Raw genomic sequence first — 16,820 nt, forward strand, 5'->3', positions numbered from 1 at the left:
CGCAAGGAACCGCGGCCCCAATTCTATATCGCGCCTACCAGTTTATTGGCCCTCGACTCGGGGTCCTTTTAGGTATCGCGGGCGTCCCTCCGGTATGGTGCGGAACGTCGCGGGTGTGATGGCCGAACTCGAATCCGAGGACTTCTACCTCCTCTCTGGCGTCGAGCAGGGGATGCGCTTCGGAGAGTGGGTGAACCGCGGCAAACTCCCCGACCTCTCCGGTCTCACACCGGAGAACGTAGAATACCGACTGAACCGTTGCATGCGACGTGACCTCGTCGAACGCAAGACTATCCAGTACGAGGGGTACAAACTCGCCGTCGAAGGCTACGACGCCTTAGCCCTCCGGACGTTCTCGAAACGAGACACCATCCAAGGTGTCGGTGCCCCCCTCGGCGTCGGGAAGGAAAGCGACGTGTTCGAGGTGCAGTCGTACAAACCGCTGGCGCTGAAGTTCCACCGCGAGGGATACACGAACTTCCGAGAGGTGATGCGCGAACGCGAATACACCTCCGACAACCAGCACGTATCGTGGCTGTACACCGCACGCAAGGCGGCCGAGCGCGAGTACGAGGTGTTAGAAGACCTCTATCCCGACGTGTCGGTCCCTCGGCCCATCGACCAGAACCGCCACGCTATCGTGATGGAGAAACTCGGAGGCGTCGAACTCGACCGGGCGAAACTCGAAGACGATCAAGTGGTTGGCGTCCTCGACCTCGTGCTGAACGAGGTGGCGGCAGCCTACGACGCCGGGTACGTCCACGCCGACATGAGCGAGTACAACGTCGCGGTCGGTGAGCAGGGCGTAATTATCTTCGATTGGCCGCAGGCGGTTTCGACCGACCACGACAACGCGCGTGAACTCCTCGAACGCGACGTGAAGAACGTTCTCGGCTACTTCAGACGGAAATATCCCGCGTCGATACCCGATGACATCGACGAGCCGTCGCTATGTGACGCCGTCGCAGAAAACGAGTTCCAAACGGTCCGCGCGTTCGCTAACTAACCTGCCGCCGCGATTTCTGCTGTCAGATCACGCTCAGAGTCCGTAAAACAGCGTCTCGCTTGGAGAAACGGACGAATAACGAGCATCTGCACTCGTCGCTGAAAACGGAAATATATTGCATAGTGCAATATCAAATTGGGTTCTCGTTCCGAATCCGTCTCCGCTATCGCTCGCAGAGACCGTTCGACTGGTAGAACACGTACCCGGTCGATAGAGACGCTTCTCACAGAACGGCAATCGGGATGAAAACAGCTGGTCCGCAGTGAAGCGAAAGTCGTGTCGTCGTTCAGCCGAGGTGACGGAGTTCGACGGTGTCTGCCTCGAAGTCCTCGATAAACGCACCCTTTCCGCCGATGCTAAACGTCCCGTCATCGGTTTCGATCACCAGCGTGTTCTCGACGGGGAAAGAGTTAGTCGAGGGTTCGAGCAGTCCCTGTCGGATGTCTACGATGGTGCCTGATAACTCCGAGGGGCCGTTCTCGACGTGGACGGGACGCCCGGTAACGTGGGCGACGAGGTCGGTCCCCGTCCGAGCGCGGAGCGTCGCCTGTAGGACCGCATGCCGGAAGTCGTCGTACGTCGCCGGGAGTTCGTCGAGATCACAGGTGTACGTCTCTGCGGCCATCGGCCAGTAATTCCCGAGGAACGAACCGACGAGGACCGGGCCGAGTTGCTCCTGTGCGAGAACAATCGCTTGCGCGGCGCTGTTCGACCGCGTGAGCATCTCCGTCGGCGCGACGATACCTGCTTCCTGATCCACAGAGAGCATGGTCGGCATCGGCTCCTCCCACGCCCGTGCTACCGACGCGAGACCCGAGAGTTCGAGGTCGTCGGTAGGGCTGACGCCGGTGACGATGAGCAGGACGAGAACGCCTCTATCGACGGCGTCGCGCAGTTCGTCGGCCATCTCATCAACGAGCGAGTACGGCACACCAAGCGTTACCTCGCTGTTGGCGCGGTCGATGAGTTCGGCGATGCGCTTCAGAACCGTCACCCGCGATTTCACCACCTCGAACCGCTCCGAACGCGGGGCCGCGCGGGAGAACCGCGACTCCAAGGCGGGTCGCATCTCTTCGAGATCCGTCGAGAGCGACTCCACCACGTCCGCTGGCGGTTGTGCGCGGATGGTCGTCGGCACGGCGTGATCGTTCACCTCGACGAAGCCGCGACTCTGGAGTTTCTCGGCGATGCTGTAGACGTAGCGTTTCGAAACGTCCGCCTCCTCGGCGATAGTGCTCGCCTTCGCCTCGCCGAGTTCGAGAATCGTGAGATAAGTATCAATCTCCTTATCAGAGAACCCGAACCGCTGGAGCAGTTCGATGAGAGCGGCGTCATCCATGAGAATACATGCAGAACACGGTCACTTATACTGCCCTGAAACTGGAGGTAGGCCCAGCGGTCAGTCGAGACGCAAGACGACAGCGTCCGTGATGTGGATACTCTCGTTTGAGCCGACGTTCGCAGTCGAAATCAGGTCCGTCGCGGCCGAGAGGTCCACCTCGCCATCAAACGACACTGTCGCGTCGTCCGCGCCGAAGTTAACAACGACGAGGAGGGAGTCGTCACCCGCCGTGCGCTCGTATGCGACGACAGTGGACGCATCGGCGCCCGAGACCGAACAGGAGACGGGTTCGACCGACCCAGAACGGAGGGCAGGTTCGGACTGGCGAAGTCCGACGAGACGGCGGTGGAAATCGGTCAGGTCGTCGTCGCCGTCGTGCCAGCGCATCGTGCCACGTTGTTCGGTGACGCCGCGTTCCTGTCCGTAGTAGATGAGCGGCGTTCCGGGGAGCGTGAACGTCACCGCGACGGCGGCGCGCAGGGCATCGGCCCCGCATTCGTCGAGATACCGATCCTCGTCGTGGTTCTCAACGTAGCGCATGTGGACCGCCTCGTCGGGATAGCCGAGGCGGGCGGACGCGTCGAGAGCGTCGAAGATTGCCGTCGCGGATTTCTCACCGTTCCCTATGTCACGAAGTGCGTCGTAGAGGTCCGTATCGTAATGTAGGTCGAACTCGTTCTCGCGGAACGCCGGCCGCCGCGGGACGGTCTCATCCAAGAGCAGGAAGTCGGGGTACTCGCGCTTGAGACGCGCACGGACCTCCTTCCAGAACCCGTGCGGGACGCCCCACGCCACGTCACAGCGGAACCCGTCTACGAGCGGTGCCCACTCATCCACTACGTCAAGCATCCACTCGCGGACGCGGAGGGAGTCGTAGTTCAAATTCGGAATCTGCCACCAGTTGAAGTAGACTCCCGGCGCGCCGTCGGCCGACCAGTCGATGTCGGACACGTTGCGTCCGTCCGAGACACGTTCATACAGGTCTTCGTACCCTTCGACGCCCGCCTCGTGCAGTTGGTATGCGGGATGGTCGCGCGAGGTGTGGTTTATCACGAGGTCGAAGACGACGCGGATTCCCGACTCGTGCAGGCGGTCCACGAGCGATTCGAACGCCGCTCTCGTCCCGAGGTCGTCCGCAGTGTCGAATAGATCAGTGATGTGATAGCCGTGGTGCGTCGGACTCTTGCAGACGGGAGTAAGCCAGACCGTATCGACGCCGAGATGTTCGAGATAGGGAACGCGTCGTTCGATCTCTTCGAACGTCGTGTCCACCGTCTCGCCCGCGAACTCGCGGACGAATATCTGGTAGACAATAGCGTCCTCGACCCACTCGGGCGCGTCCGCGGGGTGGGAGACCGTCACGTCAGTACCCTCAGCAGAGAGTTCGAGAGTATCCGAGAGGCCATGACGTTCCGCGACTGGAACCGCGTGGATACGCGTCGTCTCGGAGACGGCCGCGACGGGGAGACGGAGTTCGTCGCCCGCTCTGGACACGTCTTCGATAGTGAGTTCATCGCGGTCGTCGAGGTAGAACTCGACCGTCGGGTCGTGACCGTCCGGGGCCGCCGTTGCGTCCGCGCTCACGATGAGTTCGTCACCCTCTCGGACAGCGTCGAGTCGAAGTCGGGGACGACCCGGCCCCTCGACGGTCACCTCGGTCGTGGCGAACGTGTCGAAGTCGTCGTCGAACGCGAAAATAGCGTCGTGTGTTCCGGGTGGCAGCGTCGCAGTCGCGGTCCACGCCTCGCCGTCGAACGTCGGTCGGGTGAGGCCCATCGTGAAGTCGTTGAACGGACCGATGACCGAAATATTCTCGACCGAGTCGGGGTCTACAGCCACGTCTGACGCCTCGACGCGAAACGCCGCTGTCTGGCGCGGATCCGGAAACGCGCGGACGGTCTGTCGGTGTGGCCCGTCGGGTGCGTCGAGTTCGAGTCGGTAGATGCCGGGGGCATCCGGTTCGAGGTGGACGACGGCCCCGTCACCGACTGTCAGGCCGCTTTCTTCGGGTTGTTCGACGAGTTTCCAACGGAAGGTCTCTGCCGCATCGGGGTTTCGCGGGGCGAGTTCCACGGCGTCGCCGACGTGGACGAACCGCGGGGGTCCGGGATGGTGCATACTCACACAGGCGAGCGGAGCGGTTTGACTGTTTCGGAGTATTGGAAATTTGTGAACGGCAATTACACCAAAGTTATTACCCTCGGAGTGGGACTGGCGGGCAATGCAACTACGCGACGCGTTGAAGGACTACAAACGCAACCGAGCGCATCGGACGCGTTTTCCCGGCGAACGTCGGACGACAGCCGGACGCTTCTCAGGTCGTGACGGGCGGTTGGTCCACGTGGACGAGAGCGGGCAGATACGAGACTTCAGTTATCCGCTCGTCGGCCTAACGGGTATCGTCCGCTCTCGATTCGGTGTCCGGCCGTGCGACGAGGAGAATGACAACGAGGGAGAGATTGATGGGGAGACAGCGTGGTTCGAAGCTTCGGCGGCGACACAGCGGTACGAGACGGATACGACGCTCATCGTCACCGAACACGAGACACCCTACGGACCGGTGACGCAGTACGACTGCACCGTTGGGGAGACACACGTTACCCACTTCGATGCGTCCGAAGCTGACGAGAATCTTGCCGTGGTCGCCTGCATCGGGTTCGCACCCGGCGGCCGGGACACGCAGATCGCACAGCTCCGTCACGGCGACGCAGTCGAAGTCTACCACGCCGAAGAGACAGATTACGTGGCGAGTGCGACAGGATTCGAAGAACTCCGCGGCGAGGCGTTCGGCACGTTCGAGTCGTTCGTCGACGACGAACCGACGACGTATCCGCGCCCGGTCACCGACGACCGGTACGAGGAAGGCCATCTCAGCGGCGATGTCGTCGGCGTCGTCCCCACGACGGACGGCACAGCAACCGTCGCCACGTATCTGACCTCCCGTTCCGAGCACACCCGCGAGGACGCACTCGACGTGGTACGCTCGGCCGCCGCCGACTACGACGCCGAGAAACTAGCGCGAGTCGCCGCCGACACCACCAATACCGTCGCGGACGCCCCGTACGGCGACGCAGTCGCTACTGACTTGCACGTCCTCTCGCTTCTCTCGGGTCGGCGCGGCCTCCGGATCGCTGGTCCCGATTTCGACCCCTACTACGCCTACTCCGGTGGGTACGGCTATACGTGGTTCCGCGACGACGCTGAGATTTCGCGGTTCCTCTTCGAGAGTGACCGATATCTCGACTTGGCGCTGGACGACTGGCACGACCGAAGCGCGCGGGCGTACCGAGAAACGCAACTTGACGACGGATCGTGGCCCCACCGTGTCTGGCCGTTCAGCGGCGAGCTCGCGCCGGGATGGGCGAACGGGCGTCTCGAATCCGGGTCCGATGTGGATTATCAGGCCGACCAGACGGGGAGTGTCGTCGCCTACTTGGCGAGGTACCTCAACGACACAGGCGACGACCGCGTCATCGAGACACTCGAACGCGCACTCGCCGGACTGAACGACACGCTCGCCTCGGACGGCCGCCCGATTACCTGCCAGAACGCGTGGGAGAACATGTCAGGTCGGTTCACTCACACGGCGGCGACGTTCTTGGAGGGGTATGCTGCACTCGCCGCCACTGACAGCGACCTCGCCGCCGAGGCGAAGGCACGCGCCGACGAGGTGTACGAGGCTATCGACGACTTCTGGGCCCCGTCGCGCGGCATCTACGCTCTCCGCGAGTACGCCGACGACCACGAAGAGTCAGGGCTGGACGACCGCTGTGACTCTGCGACGCTCGCACTCGTTGACGCTCACCGGACGTACGCGGAGGTGGGAGAGATTGACGTCGAACGGATCGAGAGACTCGTCTCGCACGTCGAGACCGTTATCGACGAACTGTATCACGACCCTGCCGAGAGTTCGGTCGAGGGATTGATCCGCTACGAGGGAGACGACTGGCGGATGCGCGAACAGGACCACGAGAAGATCTGGACCGTTTCGACGGCGTGGGGCGCACACGCCGCCGCAAGTCTGAGTGCGTTGTTGGCCGACAGCGACGACGCGCGGAACGAGGCGTTTGCGGAGACGGCACGAGACCTGTTGGCTCTCGTCCTGCCCGATGGACCCCTCACCACCGAGGGCGGCTACCTCCCAGAGCAAGTGTTCGACGACGGGACACCAGATAGCGCGACACCGCTCGGATGGCCCCACGCGCTTCGACTGGCAACGGTGGCACTGATGGACGAGTACGGACTCTTCGAAGAACGCTCGGTCGTCGCGGACGACTGAGACAAGGACTGAAGTGCGGAGTTACCGCGCCGGAACTTCTCTGTGTTCTGCGCCGGACAACAACGCGTCGCCGCCGGTCGCGTCGAACAAGTGAACGGCCGACTGGTCGAACGTGATCTCGATCGTGTCGCCGACAGTCGGTTCCACGTCGGAGTCAACACGAGCGATGAAGTCCGTGCCGACATCGAGATGGAGATAGTTATCGGAGCCAATGGGTTCGACCACGTCTACCGTCGTCGGAATCCCTGCACCGCCGGTGACGACAGTTACGTCCTCGGGGCGGACACCGAGTCGGGCCGTCTTCGACCCCGATTCCGAGACGCGCTGGGCGACGTCACCCGTAAGCGAGTAGTCGAAGCCATCATCGTTCGCGAGCGTCACCGATCCGCCGCTGCCGGTCACTTCCACGTCAACGAAGTTCATCGAGGGCGATCCGACGAACCCACCGACGAACTTGTTGGTCGGGTTCTCGTACACGTCCTTCGGCTTGCCCACCTGTTGGAGAATACCGTCTTTCAGAATAGCGAGTCTGTCGCCCATCGTCATCGCCTCCTCCTGATCGTGTGTCACGTAGATAGACGTGATTCCTAGTTCGTTCTGGATACGCTGAATCTCTGTCCGCATCGTCGTCCGGAGCTTGGCGTCGAGGTTCGACAGCGGTTCGTCGAACAGGAACACGTCGGGTTCGCGCACGATGGCACGCCCGAGGGCGACGCGCTGCTTCTGTCCGCCGGAGAGTTCGTTCGGCTTGTCGTCCAGCAGATCTTCGATATCCATCATCTCCGCCGTCTCTTCGACGCGGCGGTTTCGTTCGGCCTTCGAGAGATCCGTACTCATTCGCAGACCGAACGCCATGTTCTGCCGCACAGTCTTGTGCGGGTACAGCGCGTAGTTCTGGAACACCATCGCCACATCGCGCTTTCGCGCGTGAACGTCTGTCACGTCCTCGCCGCCGATACGAATCGACCCGCCGGTTGGAGACTCCAATCCAGCAATCATCCGTAACGTGGTGGACTTTCCGCACCCCGACGGGCCGACCACGGTGACGAACTCCCCGTCTTCCACCTCGAAGGAAACGTCGTCCACCGCGACGATACGGCCGTTATCGAACTCCTTTCTGAGATTATCGAGCGTTACAGTTGCCATTTGACCGATGCTTGTGACGGCGCGATATAGTTCTTGCCCTCTCAATAGAATTTGTGAGGTACCATTTCGTAGTAGTTTTGAACCAGGTGTTGGCGACACAGTATGATCTGACGAGCGGCGCTCTACCCCGACTGTTGAACCGCCGCAGAGCGGTCGCTATTGGATGAAAAATCGTGCGCTATCCGAATGATTTAAGTCGTGAACTACTAATTCATCCCATATTCATCCATGACAATGGACCGCAGATCGGTGCTGAAGCACCTCGGTGGCGTTGGCGTCATCGGCGCGCTCGCAGGCTGTGTCGGCGTACAAAAGCAGAACGAGCAATCGACACAATCGGATTCGGGGGCGACCGAAGGCGGCAACTCGAAGGCAACCGAGATGGAGTCGTCCGGTCCAGCAGGTACCGCAAAGGCCTGGTACCAGCTTTCAGACACGGAGGTCCCACTCCGTGAAGAGGCACTTCAAACGTTCAACGACCAGACGAAGCACACGCTCGACGGATCAGACATCTCAAATCTAAAGAAGAAGACCACCTCGGCGATTCCGGCCGGTCAAGGTCCGACGACGTTCGAGTGGGCGCACGATTGGGGCGGAGATTACTACCAGCGTAACTTCGTCGTGGACAAGAGCGACGCGCTCTCTGTGAGTCTCGACACCTTCACCGACGGGGCGACCGAGGCGATACAGTTCGACGGCGCGACAATCGGCCTCCCACACTCCGCGGAGACGGTGGCGCTGATCTACAACACCGAGATGGTCGATTCCGCACCCGAGACGGTGTCGGAAATGAAGTCGGTGATGGAGGAGTATCACGACCCCGAAAGCGGGATGTATGGGCTTAGCTGCCCGTTCGACGGCTACTTCGTCAGCGCGTGGGCACAAGCGTTCGGCGGTTACTACTTCGACCACGAGAAAGAGACGCAACTCGGCATCAACATCGATGCGACGGTCAAAGGCTTCCAGTTCGCTCTCGACAATCTCGTTCCATACATGCCGAACGACCCGACGTACGGCCCGCAGGCCGCCGCGTTCGCGGAAGGGAACGCACCGCTCGCCATCAACGGCCCATGGTATCTCAGCACGCTCAACGAGAAGGGAATCGACTACGGCGTCAGTAAACTTCCCGCGCCCGAAGGCGGCAAGCCGACCCCGTACACGGGGATCACGATGTGGTACTTCTCGAAGGCGATGGAAGCGGACAACGCATCGACACAAGCGGCGCTCGACTTCATCGAGTGGTACACGACGAACGAGGACATCCTCCTTCGCAACGCCAAAGAGCAGGGAGCGGTGCCCGTCCTCGAACGCATCGCCACGAGCGACGAACTGCCGGACGCCGTTCAGGGGTTCTCACAGGCTGTCCAGCAAGGCGTTCCGATGCCCGCGCACCCGAAGATGAACGCGGTCTGGACACCCGTCAAAGACGCCCTGACGAAGGCGTTCAACGGCGACGCGGACGTGGCGACGGCGATGGACGAGGCGGCAAAGACGGTCCGTAGCAACTGGGAGTGACCACGTTATGAGCACCGCCTCCCGCGTCGCTACCCGGATAGCAGATGTGCCGTTTCTCGACAAAGAGGACACGTCCCTACTGCTCGTCTTGCCGGGGCTGTTCGTCTTCTCGGCGTTTATGCTGTTTCCGGTGCTGTACCTCGTCGGAATCTCGTTTACGAACGCGCGTCCTGCAAATCTGTTCGCCGGAGAGACCGCGCTCGACGTGCTGACGTTCGGACAGGCCGAGTTCGTCGGCCTGCAGAACTACGTCTCGGCGCTTACCGATCCGGCCTTTTGGAACTCTTTCGGCGTAACGTGGCTGTTCGTCGGCACGAGCGTCACCGCGAAAATCGCGTTCAGCGTCGGTATCGCCCTCGTGGTCACGAGCGACCGCGTCCGCGGCAAGCGGTTCCTGCGTTCGCTCATCATCATCCCGATGGGGCTTCCGGCCATCTTCGTCGTCACCGTCTGGCGCGGTATCTTCAGTACCGCAGAGTTCGGGTTGGCGAATCAGATCCTCAGAGAAATCGGCTTCGAGTCGGTCGCGTGGCTATCACAGCGGTGGACGGCGTTTCTCGCCTACAACGTCACGGAAGTCTGGCTGGCGTATCCGTTCATGGTACTCATCACTGTGAGCGCACTCCAAGACGTTCCCGAAGAACTCCACGAAGCCGCGATGGTGGACGGTGCAGGCTACGTTTCGCGCTTTCTGCACGTTACGCTCCCCGCAATTAAGCGGCCGGTGATGTTCGCGTCGATTCTGACCGCCGCGGCGTCTTTTCAAGCGTTTCTCATCCCGTACGTCTTCAATCAAGGCGGGCCCGCACGAGCGAACGAACTCATCGTCGTCTACGGCTACCGCGAGGCGTTCACGTTCTCGCAGTACGGTGAGGGTGCGGCAATCAGCCTCCTCGCCGTTGCCTTTATCGGCGCGTTCATGTGGTTGAACGTGAAGAAAGGCCGACTCGCAGACGGGGTGAGCGAGTCGTGAGCCTCATTCGCGGTGTCATCGACAAAATCGCAGACGATGTAACGAGCGCCGTCTACACGCCCATCGAAATCGGACGCGACACAGCGTACACTGCACACAGCATCGCTCGCGGCGAAACCTCGCCTGTAGAGCCACTGAAAACCCTCGGTGCGACGATGGGCGCACTCGTCGTTGTGGCGTTGCTCCTCTTTCCCGTCTACTGGATACTCATGTCCGCACTGTCGGGGTCCGGCGGGTCCATCTACTCGACGAACGGCCTGTCGCTGCTTCCGCAGAATCCGTCGTTGAAGCCGTTCCTGTGGGTCATCGGCGACCTCATCGTCCCGGGATACACCATCTCTGTGAACCTCCCGTTCACGGACCTCGCAGTGGTGTTCAACACGCCCGAACTGGTGTTTCTCGACGTTTCGAACTACGGTATCGACCGGCCGTCGAACTTCAAGCAGTTCTTCTGGAACAGCCTCACGGTATCGATACCGACCGTCATCATCGCCATGTGTCTCATCATTCCGGCGTCGTACGCGCTCTCGCGCCGTAAGTTCATCTTCCGGCGCAAGATTCTGTTCACCTACGTGCTGTTGACGCAGGTGGGCGGCGGCCTCGGAATCGCGCTTCTCATCGGCCTGTATACGGTGTACGTGCAGGTTGGACTGAACAACAGTAAACTCGCACTCGCCGTCTACTACGCGGCGACGGCGGTACCGTTCAACACGTGGCTACTGAAGACGTACATGGACGGCATTCCAGTCTCCTACGAGGAGGCGGCCGTGGTAGACGGTGCACCGCCGTGGCGCGTCGTCACCGAAGTTATTCTACCGCTCTCGGCCGCCGGACTGGCGACGGTGTTCATCTTCACCTTCCTCACGGGCTGGACGGAGTTCGTCGTCGCACAGACCCTACTGGGGACGGAAAACTACACGCTCCCGGTCGGTCTGTACTCGCTCGTCGATGAGTACTCGATCCCGTGGGCGCGGTTCTCGGCGTTCGCACTCGTGTTCGCCTCACCGCTCATGCTGGTGTACTTCTTCGCGCAGCGGTACATCGAAGGCGGCCTGTCGTTCAGCGGGATGGAAGGCTGACAAGGATATTCCGTTATGTCCTTCGCGTGCGCGCGAACGGCGAGCGACGATTGTTGCAGGCCTATCGATATATATCAGCCGAGAACCCATCAGTGAAACGAAATGGTGGGAGAGCTGTGAGCGAAGAACCGACGGCTGAGCCGTTCGTCAAGGCGGTAGACGAGGGAGATACGTACCATGCACTCGGCGGACTGGCGTTACTGAAGGCGACCGCGGACGAGACCGACGGATCGTTCAACCTAGTCGAACGGCGGGGAGACGAAAATCGGGTCGTGACGCCGCTGCACGTTCACCGTTCGGACGACGAACTCTGGTACGTTCTCGACGGTGAAATGGAACTGTTCATCGATGGCGAACTGTTATCGGCGGAACCGGGCGATACGGCTTTTGCCCCACAGAACGTCCCGCACGCACTCCGAATCGCCGCCGACGGGACCAGATACCTCGTCTTACGGACGCCGGGAAACAAATCGTTGTTCGGCGCAGTCGGGACGAGCGTAGACGAAGTGACGGTTCCGACCGACGGTCCCGACGACGCCGAACGTGACCGCCTCGATACGTTCGTAGAGAACTCCGACGTGGAGATACTCGGCCCGCCGCCGTTCGACCTGTAGGCTGGAACGCCGAGACACGTGCCGGCAGATTCGAAGTCGTTAAAGGCGAACCGAGGGAAGAGTCGGTAACTCGCTGGCCGGACGGGACGCCAGCGGGCACCCGAGAACTCGGGACGAAATGTGGAGGGCGTCGAACGCGCTCCGAATCACAAGCGCCCGTGGTGAAACCAATGGCACGAAGCTTCTACTCCCACATCAAAGACGCGTGGAAAAACCCCGGCGACGGGAAACTCGGCGAACTGCAGTGGCAGCGAAAACAGGACTGGCGCGACGAAGGCGCTATCGTCCGCATCGACCGTCCGACGCGCCTCGACAAGGCCCGTGAACTCGGCTACAAAGCCAAACAGGGCATCGTCGTGGCTCGCGTTTCCGTCCGTAAGGGTGGGGCGCGAAAACAGCGCTTCAAGGCCGGTCGCCGGACGAAGCGTCAGGGTGTCAACCGCATCGGTCGCCGCAAGAGCATCCAGCGCATCGCAGAGGAACGCGCCGCACGCAAGTACCCGAACCTGCGCGTGCTCAACTCCTACTGGGTCGGTGAGGACGGCTCCCAGAAGTGGCACGAGATCATCATGGTGGACCCCGAACACCCCGCCATCGAGAGCGACGATGACCTCAACTGGATCTGCAGCGACGACCACAAGGGTCGCACCTTCCGTGGCCTGACGAACGCGGGCAAGTCCAACCGTGGACTAACCACTCGGGGCAAAGGCTCCGAGCACACGCGCCCGAGCATCCGAGGCGACCGTCGCCGCGGCAAGTAAGCCGACAGAAACCCTCGATTTTTCTTTCGACGCCGGACCGACGAGTGGCAACGGCGGACACGACTTGGCGACGATGGACCGACAAGTGGCGACGACGGACACAACCCGACAGCGACCGTCAGCGCCCTGCGGGTCACAGCAGCAGGAATCCGAGCACCGATAGCGAAAGGAAGGCAACGTGCGTCCCGGCGTGAGCGAGCATCGCCGCTTCGAGATGCCAGCGCCAGAAGAACCACCCGTAGACGATGCCGCCGATGCTGTTCAAAAGCACCGTTCGAATCATCGTAGCGAAAGAGAGCGAGGCGAGTCCTGCAAGCGCCGGGAGGTGAACAATTCCGAATACGACGGACGTGAGGACGATTGCGGGCCACATCACGTCAGAACCCGGCCGCCTAATACCGCCCGCGGCACGCCATCCAACCCACGCGAGAAACGACATCAGCCCCCACCGAAGCAAGAGTTCCTCAGTCAGTCCGCCGTAGAGAAACCGAACGGGCGCGGAACCGAGGATATCGACGACGGTCGGTGTCCCCGTCGCTGATGCCGGAACCGCACCGAGTGGTGAGAACGTCACGTCGAAGGCGGCGAGAACGAATCCGACGGCGATACCGGCGGCGAGTGCCCGAGGCCCCGACTGGCGAAGTTCGGGCGTGATCGGATCGCCACCGGCCACGCGTTCGGCGACGAGCGAACGTAAACCGACGCGAGACGCGGCAAATACCCCAACGAAGACGGCGATAGCGAGAAACACTGTCGGCATGAGAAGCGAGAGGATAAAAACCATAACCGGCGAGAGGTCGGGCGTGGGCGGAAGCAACCCCGTGGCAACGAGCGTAACGCCGAACGACGCGATACCGGCGAATCCGAGCGCAAAGAGCGCGCTGACTCGACGTGTGTACTGACGCCGTGTAGTGGATGTCGTCCCGGGAGCGCTGGCCCGCACCATCTGACAAGCAGTCACACGGGAGCGAAATAAGCCCGGCGCTTAGAACGGGCCGCCGCAGGGTTATACGTCGTATCCCGAATCTGTGGGTCCATCCCACGCGTCGAACCCGCCGCGGAGACTGGACACGTCGGCATCGAGGTGTGAGTCGAGCAACGACGCGACGCGCCGAGAACTCTGACCCACATAACACGCGACGACAACGTCATCGCCCCAATCGGTATCGACTGTCGAAAGTGAGAGACGCGAGGCAGGAAGGTTCACCGCTCCCTCGATGTGGCCGGCGGCGTACGACGACGGGTCTCGGATATCCACAACAGTCGTCTCGGAGTCATCGTCTTCGAGTTTCGCCACCAGCGTTTCCGGGTCCGTCTCCGTCACCATGTTCGGTGGTGACAGGCGGCGTCTCAAACCGTCTTCGATTTGTTCCCCTCCCACACGATTCGTCGTGAACGACTCCGGCGAACGAACTGGGGTTACGAGACGGCGGCAAGCCGGACGTTTCCTGACACCGACTGGGGAAACGTTGCCAGTCGAGGAGCGCGGATTTATTCGCGGCAACGACCAACGTCGGGTATGTCCCTCTCACTCGACGCCACGCAACTGGACCGCTACTCCAGACACATCATCATGGACGAGGTGGGACCGCCGGGACAGAAGCGCCTCCTCGACGCATCCGTGTTGGTGGTTGGGGCGGGCGGCCTCGGGTCGCCGGTCATCCAGTACCTCGCCGCCGCGGGCGTCGGACACCTCGGTATCGTAGACGACGATGTCGTCGAGCGGAGTAACCTCCAACGACAGGTCGTCCACCGCGACGACGATGTCGGGACGCCGAAAGTCGAGAGTGCCGCCGCGTTCGTCCACGGACTCAATCCCGACGTGACCGTCGAGACGTACGAAACCCGACTGGAGAAAGAAAACGTCGGGGTACTCGCAGACTACGACGTGGTCGTTGACGCCTCGGATAACTTCCCGACGCGCTACCTCGTCAACGACTTCTGCCGAATCAACGAGATTCCAGTCGCTCACGGCGCGATATACAAGTTCGAAGGACAGGTGACGACGTTGACGCCCGACGGGCCGTGTTACCGCTGTCTGTTCCCCGAAGCGCCCGAACCCGGAACCGTTCCGGACTGTGCGACGACGGGGGTACTCGGCGTTCTCCCCGGGACCGTGGGCTGTATCCAAGCGACAGAAGCCGTGAAACTCGTCCTCGACGAAGGCGATCCGCTGGTCGGTCGCCTCCTGTTCTACGATGCGATGGATATGACGTTCGAGACGGTTCCCTACCGACGGAATTCCGACTGCCCGGTCTGCGGCGACGACCCAATCGACTCCGTCGCGGACGTGGAGTACACCGACGCCTGCGCGGTCTCCCTGGACTGACGACAAGAGAGACAGACACCGAGAAGCTCACCGGCGTGGACGCGCCGTCTTGATCCGGATTACCGGTCTACGTCGAGACCGCCGTCCGTCCGCGTGATTTCAGTGCGACTCGAACCAGCGTCGCCAGCATCGTCCCCGGTTCCGATATCAATCTGCCCAGCCTCGAACGTCGCTTCCACGTTGCCGCCACAGAGGCGGGCGACGCGGTCGGTGAGTTCGTCGAGTGCCATCGTCTGGTCGGCTGTCGCGTCGGTGATTTCGGTGGACGCATCGCGCGCGTCAAACGCATGCGACTGTGCAGTCTGGATGGTCGTGGTGACCTCTTCGATGTTCGTCGCCTGACTGTCCGTCGCGCGCGCGACTTCACCGATACCGTCTGCGGCGGCGTCCGTCGCCTGCGCGATTTCTTCGAGCGAGGCAAGCACGTCCTCGATTTCGCCGGAAGCGACCTGAATCTGCTCGTGGGACTGTTCGGAGGCCATCACCGTCTCGTCGGCCTGTTCTTGTATCTGCTCGATGCTCTGGGCGATTTCCTCGGTGTGTTCGTGCGTCTGATTAGCGAGTTGTTTCACTTCGTCGGCGACGACGGAGAATCCCTCGCCGGCCTCGCCAGCGCGGGCCGCCTCGATGTTGGCGTTGAGCGCTAACAGGTTGGTCCGGTCTGCGACTTCCGCGATGACCTCGACGACTTCCTCGATGGAACCCATACGCTCTTGGAGTTCAATGACGCTATCGAGCAAGTCATCCGAGATGTCGATGACGTTGTCCGTGGCCGAACGGACGGATTCACCCGCCCCGCGGGCGCTCTCGGCGGCCGTCTGTGCCTGCGCTGCGGAACTGGCGACTTGGTCCGACGTTGCCGCAATCTCTTCCATGCTCGCAGAGAGGTCCTGCATCTCGTCTGCCCCCTTATCGAGTAGTTCGCTCTGGTCTGTGACCTGTGACTCGATGCGCATCGCGGCGTCGGCCGCACGTTCGATTGCCTTGCCGAGGTGGACCGCCTTCTGGTCTACTTCGTCTGCCAATCGCTCGAACCGTTCGGCCATGGCGTTGAACTCGGGAACGACGGACAGCGCCTCCTCGGGCAAGCGTCCGCTCTCGTCCTCGAACTCGATGCGCGCCGACAGGTCGCCGTTGGCAAGTGCGCCGACGGTATCGAGCAGTTCGTCGATGAGTTGCACTGACGCTTGCTCGCGTGCGACGACATCCGTCCGGTCGTATATCGTCTCGACAACGGCGACAACCTCGTCGCCCTCGAAGATGGGTTTGGCGACGAAGCGAATGTGGCGTTCGACGCCGTCACCAGTCACCATCGTACTACTATCCTCGAAGCCACCGTCACCGGTCGTGGCGACGCCGAACGTCTTATCGGCGTTGCTGGGGGCTTCGAGTACCTTGTCCGCGAGCGTTTTCGCGCGCCGGCCGTCGGGATAAAACGCCTCGCTGGCATGCTCGGATCCGACTGCCACTGACGCAGGAACCGCGGTGAGACGTTCTATCTGCTTGTTCCACGCGACGACGGTCCCCTCGTCGTTGAGAATGAACGTCGGTGCGCCGACTCCTTCCAAAATCTGTGAACTGTCGAGCGAGCGGGCGACTCCGGAGACTGTCTCGGTATGTCCGGACGTAACGCCACCATCGGGTTGGGGACGGTCGCCGCCGCCCACCGGGAGCGCGTCCACGAGTCTGGTGAGCAACGAGTTAGGCATTATCTCTTTTTTGGCAACAAAACTGATAACTGTATCCCGCTGGTTTTCAATACTGATATTATTGGAG

General features: G+C 61.6%; 14 protein-coding genes. 8 read left to right on the top strand and 6 right to left on the bottom strand.

The annotated features are described in order from the left end of the window. Positions 1 to 94 precede the first annotated feature (94 nt). On the top strand, positions 95 to 1,006 hold the full coding sequence (locus tag HBOR_RS12755) for an RIO1 family regulatory kinase/ATPase domain-containing protein (RefSeq protein ID WP_006056346.1): 912 nt from the start codon (positions 95 to 97) through the stop codon (positions 1,004 to 1,006). A 286-nt stretch (positions 1,007 to 1,292) separates the two neighbouring features. Here the strand turns inward: HBOR_RS12755 and HBOR_RS12760 are convergent, their stop codons facing one another. Then, entirely contained in the window at positions 1,293 to 2,345 is a 1,053-nt protein-coding gene (locus tag HBOR_RS12760) for a TrmB family transcriptional regulator (protein WP_006056345.1), read from the bottom strand. Positions 2,346 to 2,405: 60 nt separating this feature from the next. After that, the gene (locus tag HBOR_RS12765; RefSeq protein WP_006056344.1) at positions 2,406 to 4,466 is read right to left on the bottom strand and encodes an alpha-amylase family glycosyl hydrolase; all 2,061 of its coding nucleotides are present in this window, start codon (positions 4,464 to 4,466) and stop codon (positions 2,406 to 2,408) included. Between the two features lie 103 nt (positions 4,467 to 4,569). Here HBOR_RS12765 and HBOR_RS12770 point away from each other — a divergent pair, with 103 nt between their 5' ends. Then, a complete protein-coding gene (locus HBOR_RS12770; protein ID WP_006056343.1) occupies positions 4,570 to 6,627 on the top strand; it encodes a glycoside hydrolase family 15 protein in 2,058 nt (685 codons plus the stop codon). A gap of 21 nt (positions 6,628 to 6,648) precedes the next feature. Here HBOR_RS12770 and HBOR_RS12775 read toward each other — a convergent pair whose 3' ends face one another. Then, a complete protein-coding gene (locus HBOR_RS12775) occupies positions 6,649 to 7,773 on the bottom strand; it encodes an ABC transporter ATP-binding protein (RefSeq protein WP_006056342.1) in 1,125 nt (374 codons plus the stop codon). A 228-nt stretch (positions 7,774 to 8,001) separates the two neighbouring features. Here HBOR_RS12775 and HBOR_RS12780 point away from each other — a divergent pair, with 228 nt between their 5' ends. From HBOR_RS12780 to HBOR_RS12800, 5 genes are all read left to right on the top strand, one after another. Next, positions 8,002 to 9,288, top strand: a complete 1,287-nt coding sequence (locus HBOR_RS12780; RefSeq protein WP_013440682.1) for an extracellular solute-binding protein — start codon at positions 8,002 to 8,004, stop codon at positions 9,286 to 9,288. Positions 9,289 to 9,295: 7 nt separating this feature from the next. Beyond that, on the top strand, positions 9,296 to 10,261 hold the full coding sequence (locus HBOR_RS12785; RefSeq protein ID WP_013440683.1) for a carbohydrate ABC transporter permease: 966 nt from the start codon (positions 9,296 to 9,298) through the stop codon (positions 10,259 to 10,261). Beyond that, positions 10,258 to 11,340, top strand: a complete 1,083-nt coding sequence (locus HBOR_RS12790; protein ID WP_006056339.1) for a sugar ABC transporter permease — start codon at positions 10,258 to 10,260, stop codon at positions 11,338 to 11,340. Before HBOR_RS12785 ends, HBOR_RS12790 begins: the two co-directional genes overlap by 4 nt. A 116-nt stretch (positions 11,341 to 11,456) precedes the next feature. After that, on the top strand, positions 11,457 to 11,954 hold the full coding sequence (locus tag HBOR_RS12795) for a cupin domain-containing protein (protein ID WP_006056338.1): 498 nt from the start codon (positions 11,457 to 11,459) through the stop codon (positions 11,952 to 11,954). A gap of 170 nt (positions 11,955 to 12,124) precedes the next feature. Continuing rightward, on the top strand, positions 12,125 to 12,715 hold the full coding sequence (locus HBOR_RS12800; RefSeq protein WP_006056337.1) for a 50S ribosomal protein L15e: 591 nt from the start codon (positions 12,125 to 12,127) through the stop codon (positions 12,713 to 12,715). A 133-nt stretch (positions 12,716 to 12,848) separates the two neighbouring features. Here HBOR_RS12800 and HBOR_RS12805 read toward each other — a convergent pair whose 3' ends face one another. Together HBOR_RS12805 and HBOR_RS12810 are read right to left on the bottom strand one after the other, a co-directional pair. After that, on the bottom strand, positions 12,849 to 13,661 hold the full coding sequence (locus HBOR_RS12805) for a CPBP family intramembrane glutamic endopeptidase (RefSeq protein WP_006056336.1): 813 nt from the start codon (positions 13,659 to 13,661) through the stop codon (positions 12,849 to 12,851). Between the two features lie 60 nt (positions 13,662 to 13,721). Continuing rightward, the gene (locus HBOR_RS12810) at positions 13,722 to 14,042 is read right to left on the bottom strand and encodes a rhodanese-like domain-containing protein (protein ID WP_006056335.1); all 321 of its coding nucleotides are present in this window, start codon (positions 14,040 to 14,042) and stop codon (positions 13,722 to 13,724) included. 192 nt (positions 14,043 to 14,234) lie between these two features. Here HBOR_RS12810 and ubaA point away from each other — a divergent pair, with 192 nt between their 5' ends. Next, positions 14,235 to 15,044, top strand: coding sequence for an SAMP-activating enzyme E1 (ubaA, locus tag HBOR_RS12815; RefSeq protein WP_006056334.1), 810 nt, complete (start codon positions 14,235 to 14,237; stop codon positions 15,042 to 15,044). 59 nt (positions 15,045 to 15,103) lie between these two features. On the opposite strand, the gene HBOR_RS12820 is transcribed toward ubaA, so the two are convergent. After that, positions 15,104 to 16,753 carry a methyl-accepting chemotaxis protein gene (locus HBOR_RS12820; RefSeq protein WP_006056333.1) on the bottom strand — a complete coding sequence of 550 codons (1,650 nt, stop codon included), beginning with the start codon at positions 16,751 to 16,753 and terminating at the stop codon, positions 15,104 to 15,106. Positions 16,754 to 16,820 lie beyond the last annotated feature (67 nt).

Origin of the sequence: Halogeometricum borinquense DSM 11551 (assembly GCF_000172995.2) — an archaeon.
GTDB classification, from domain to species: Archaea; Halobacteriota; Halobacteria; order Halobacteriales; family Haloferacaceae; genus Halogeometricum; species Halogeometricum borinquense.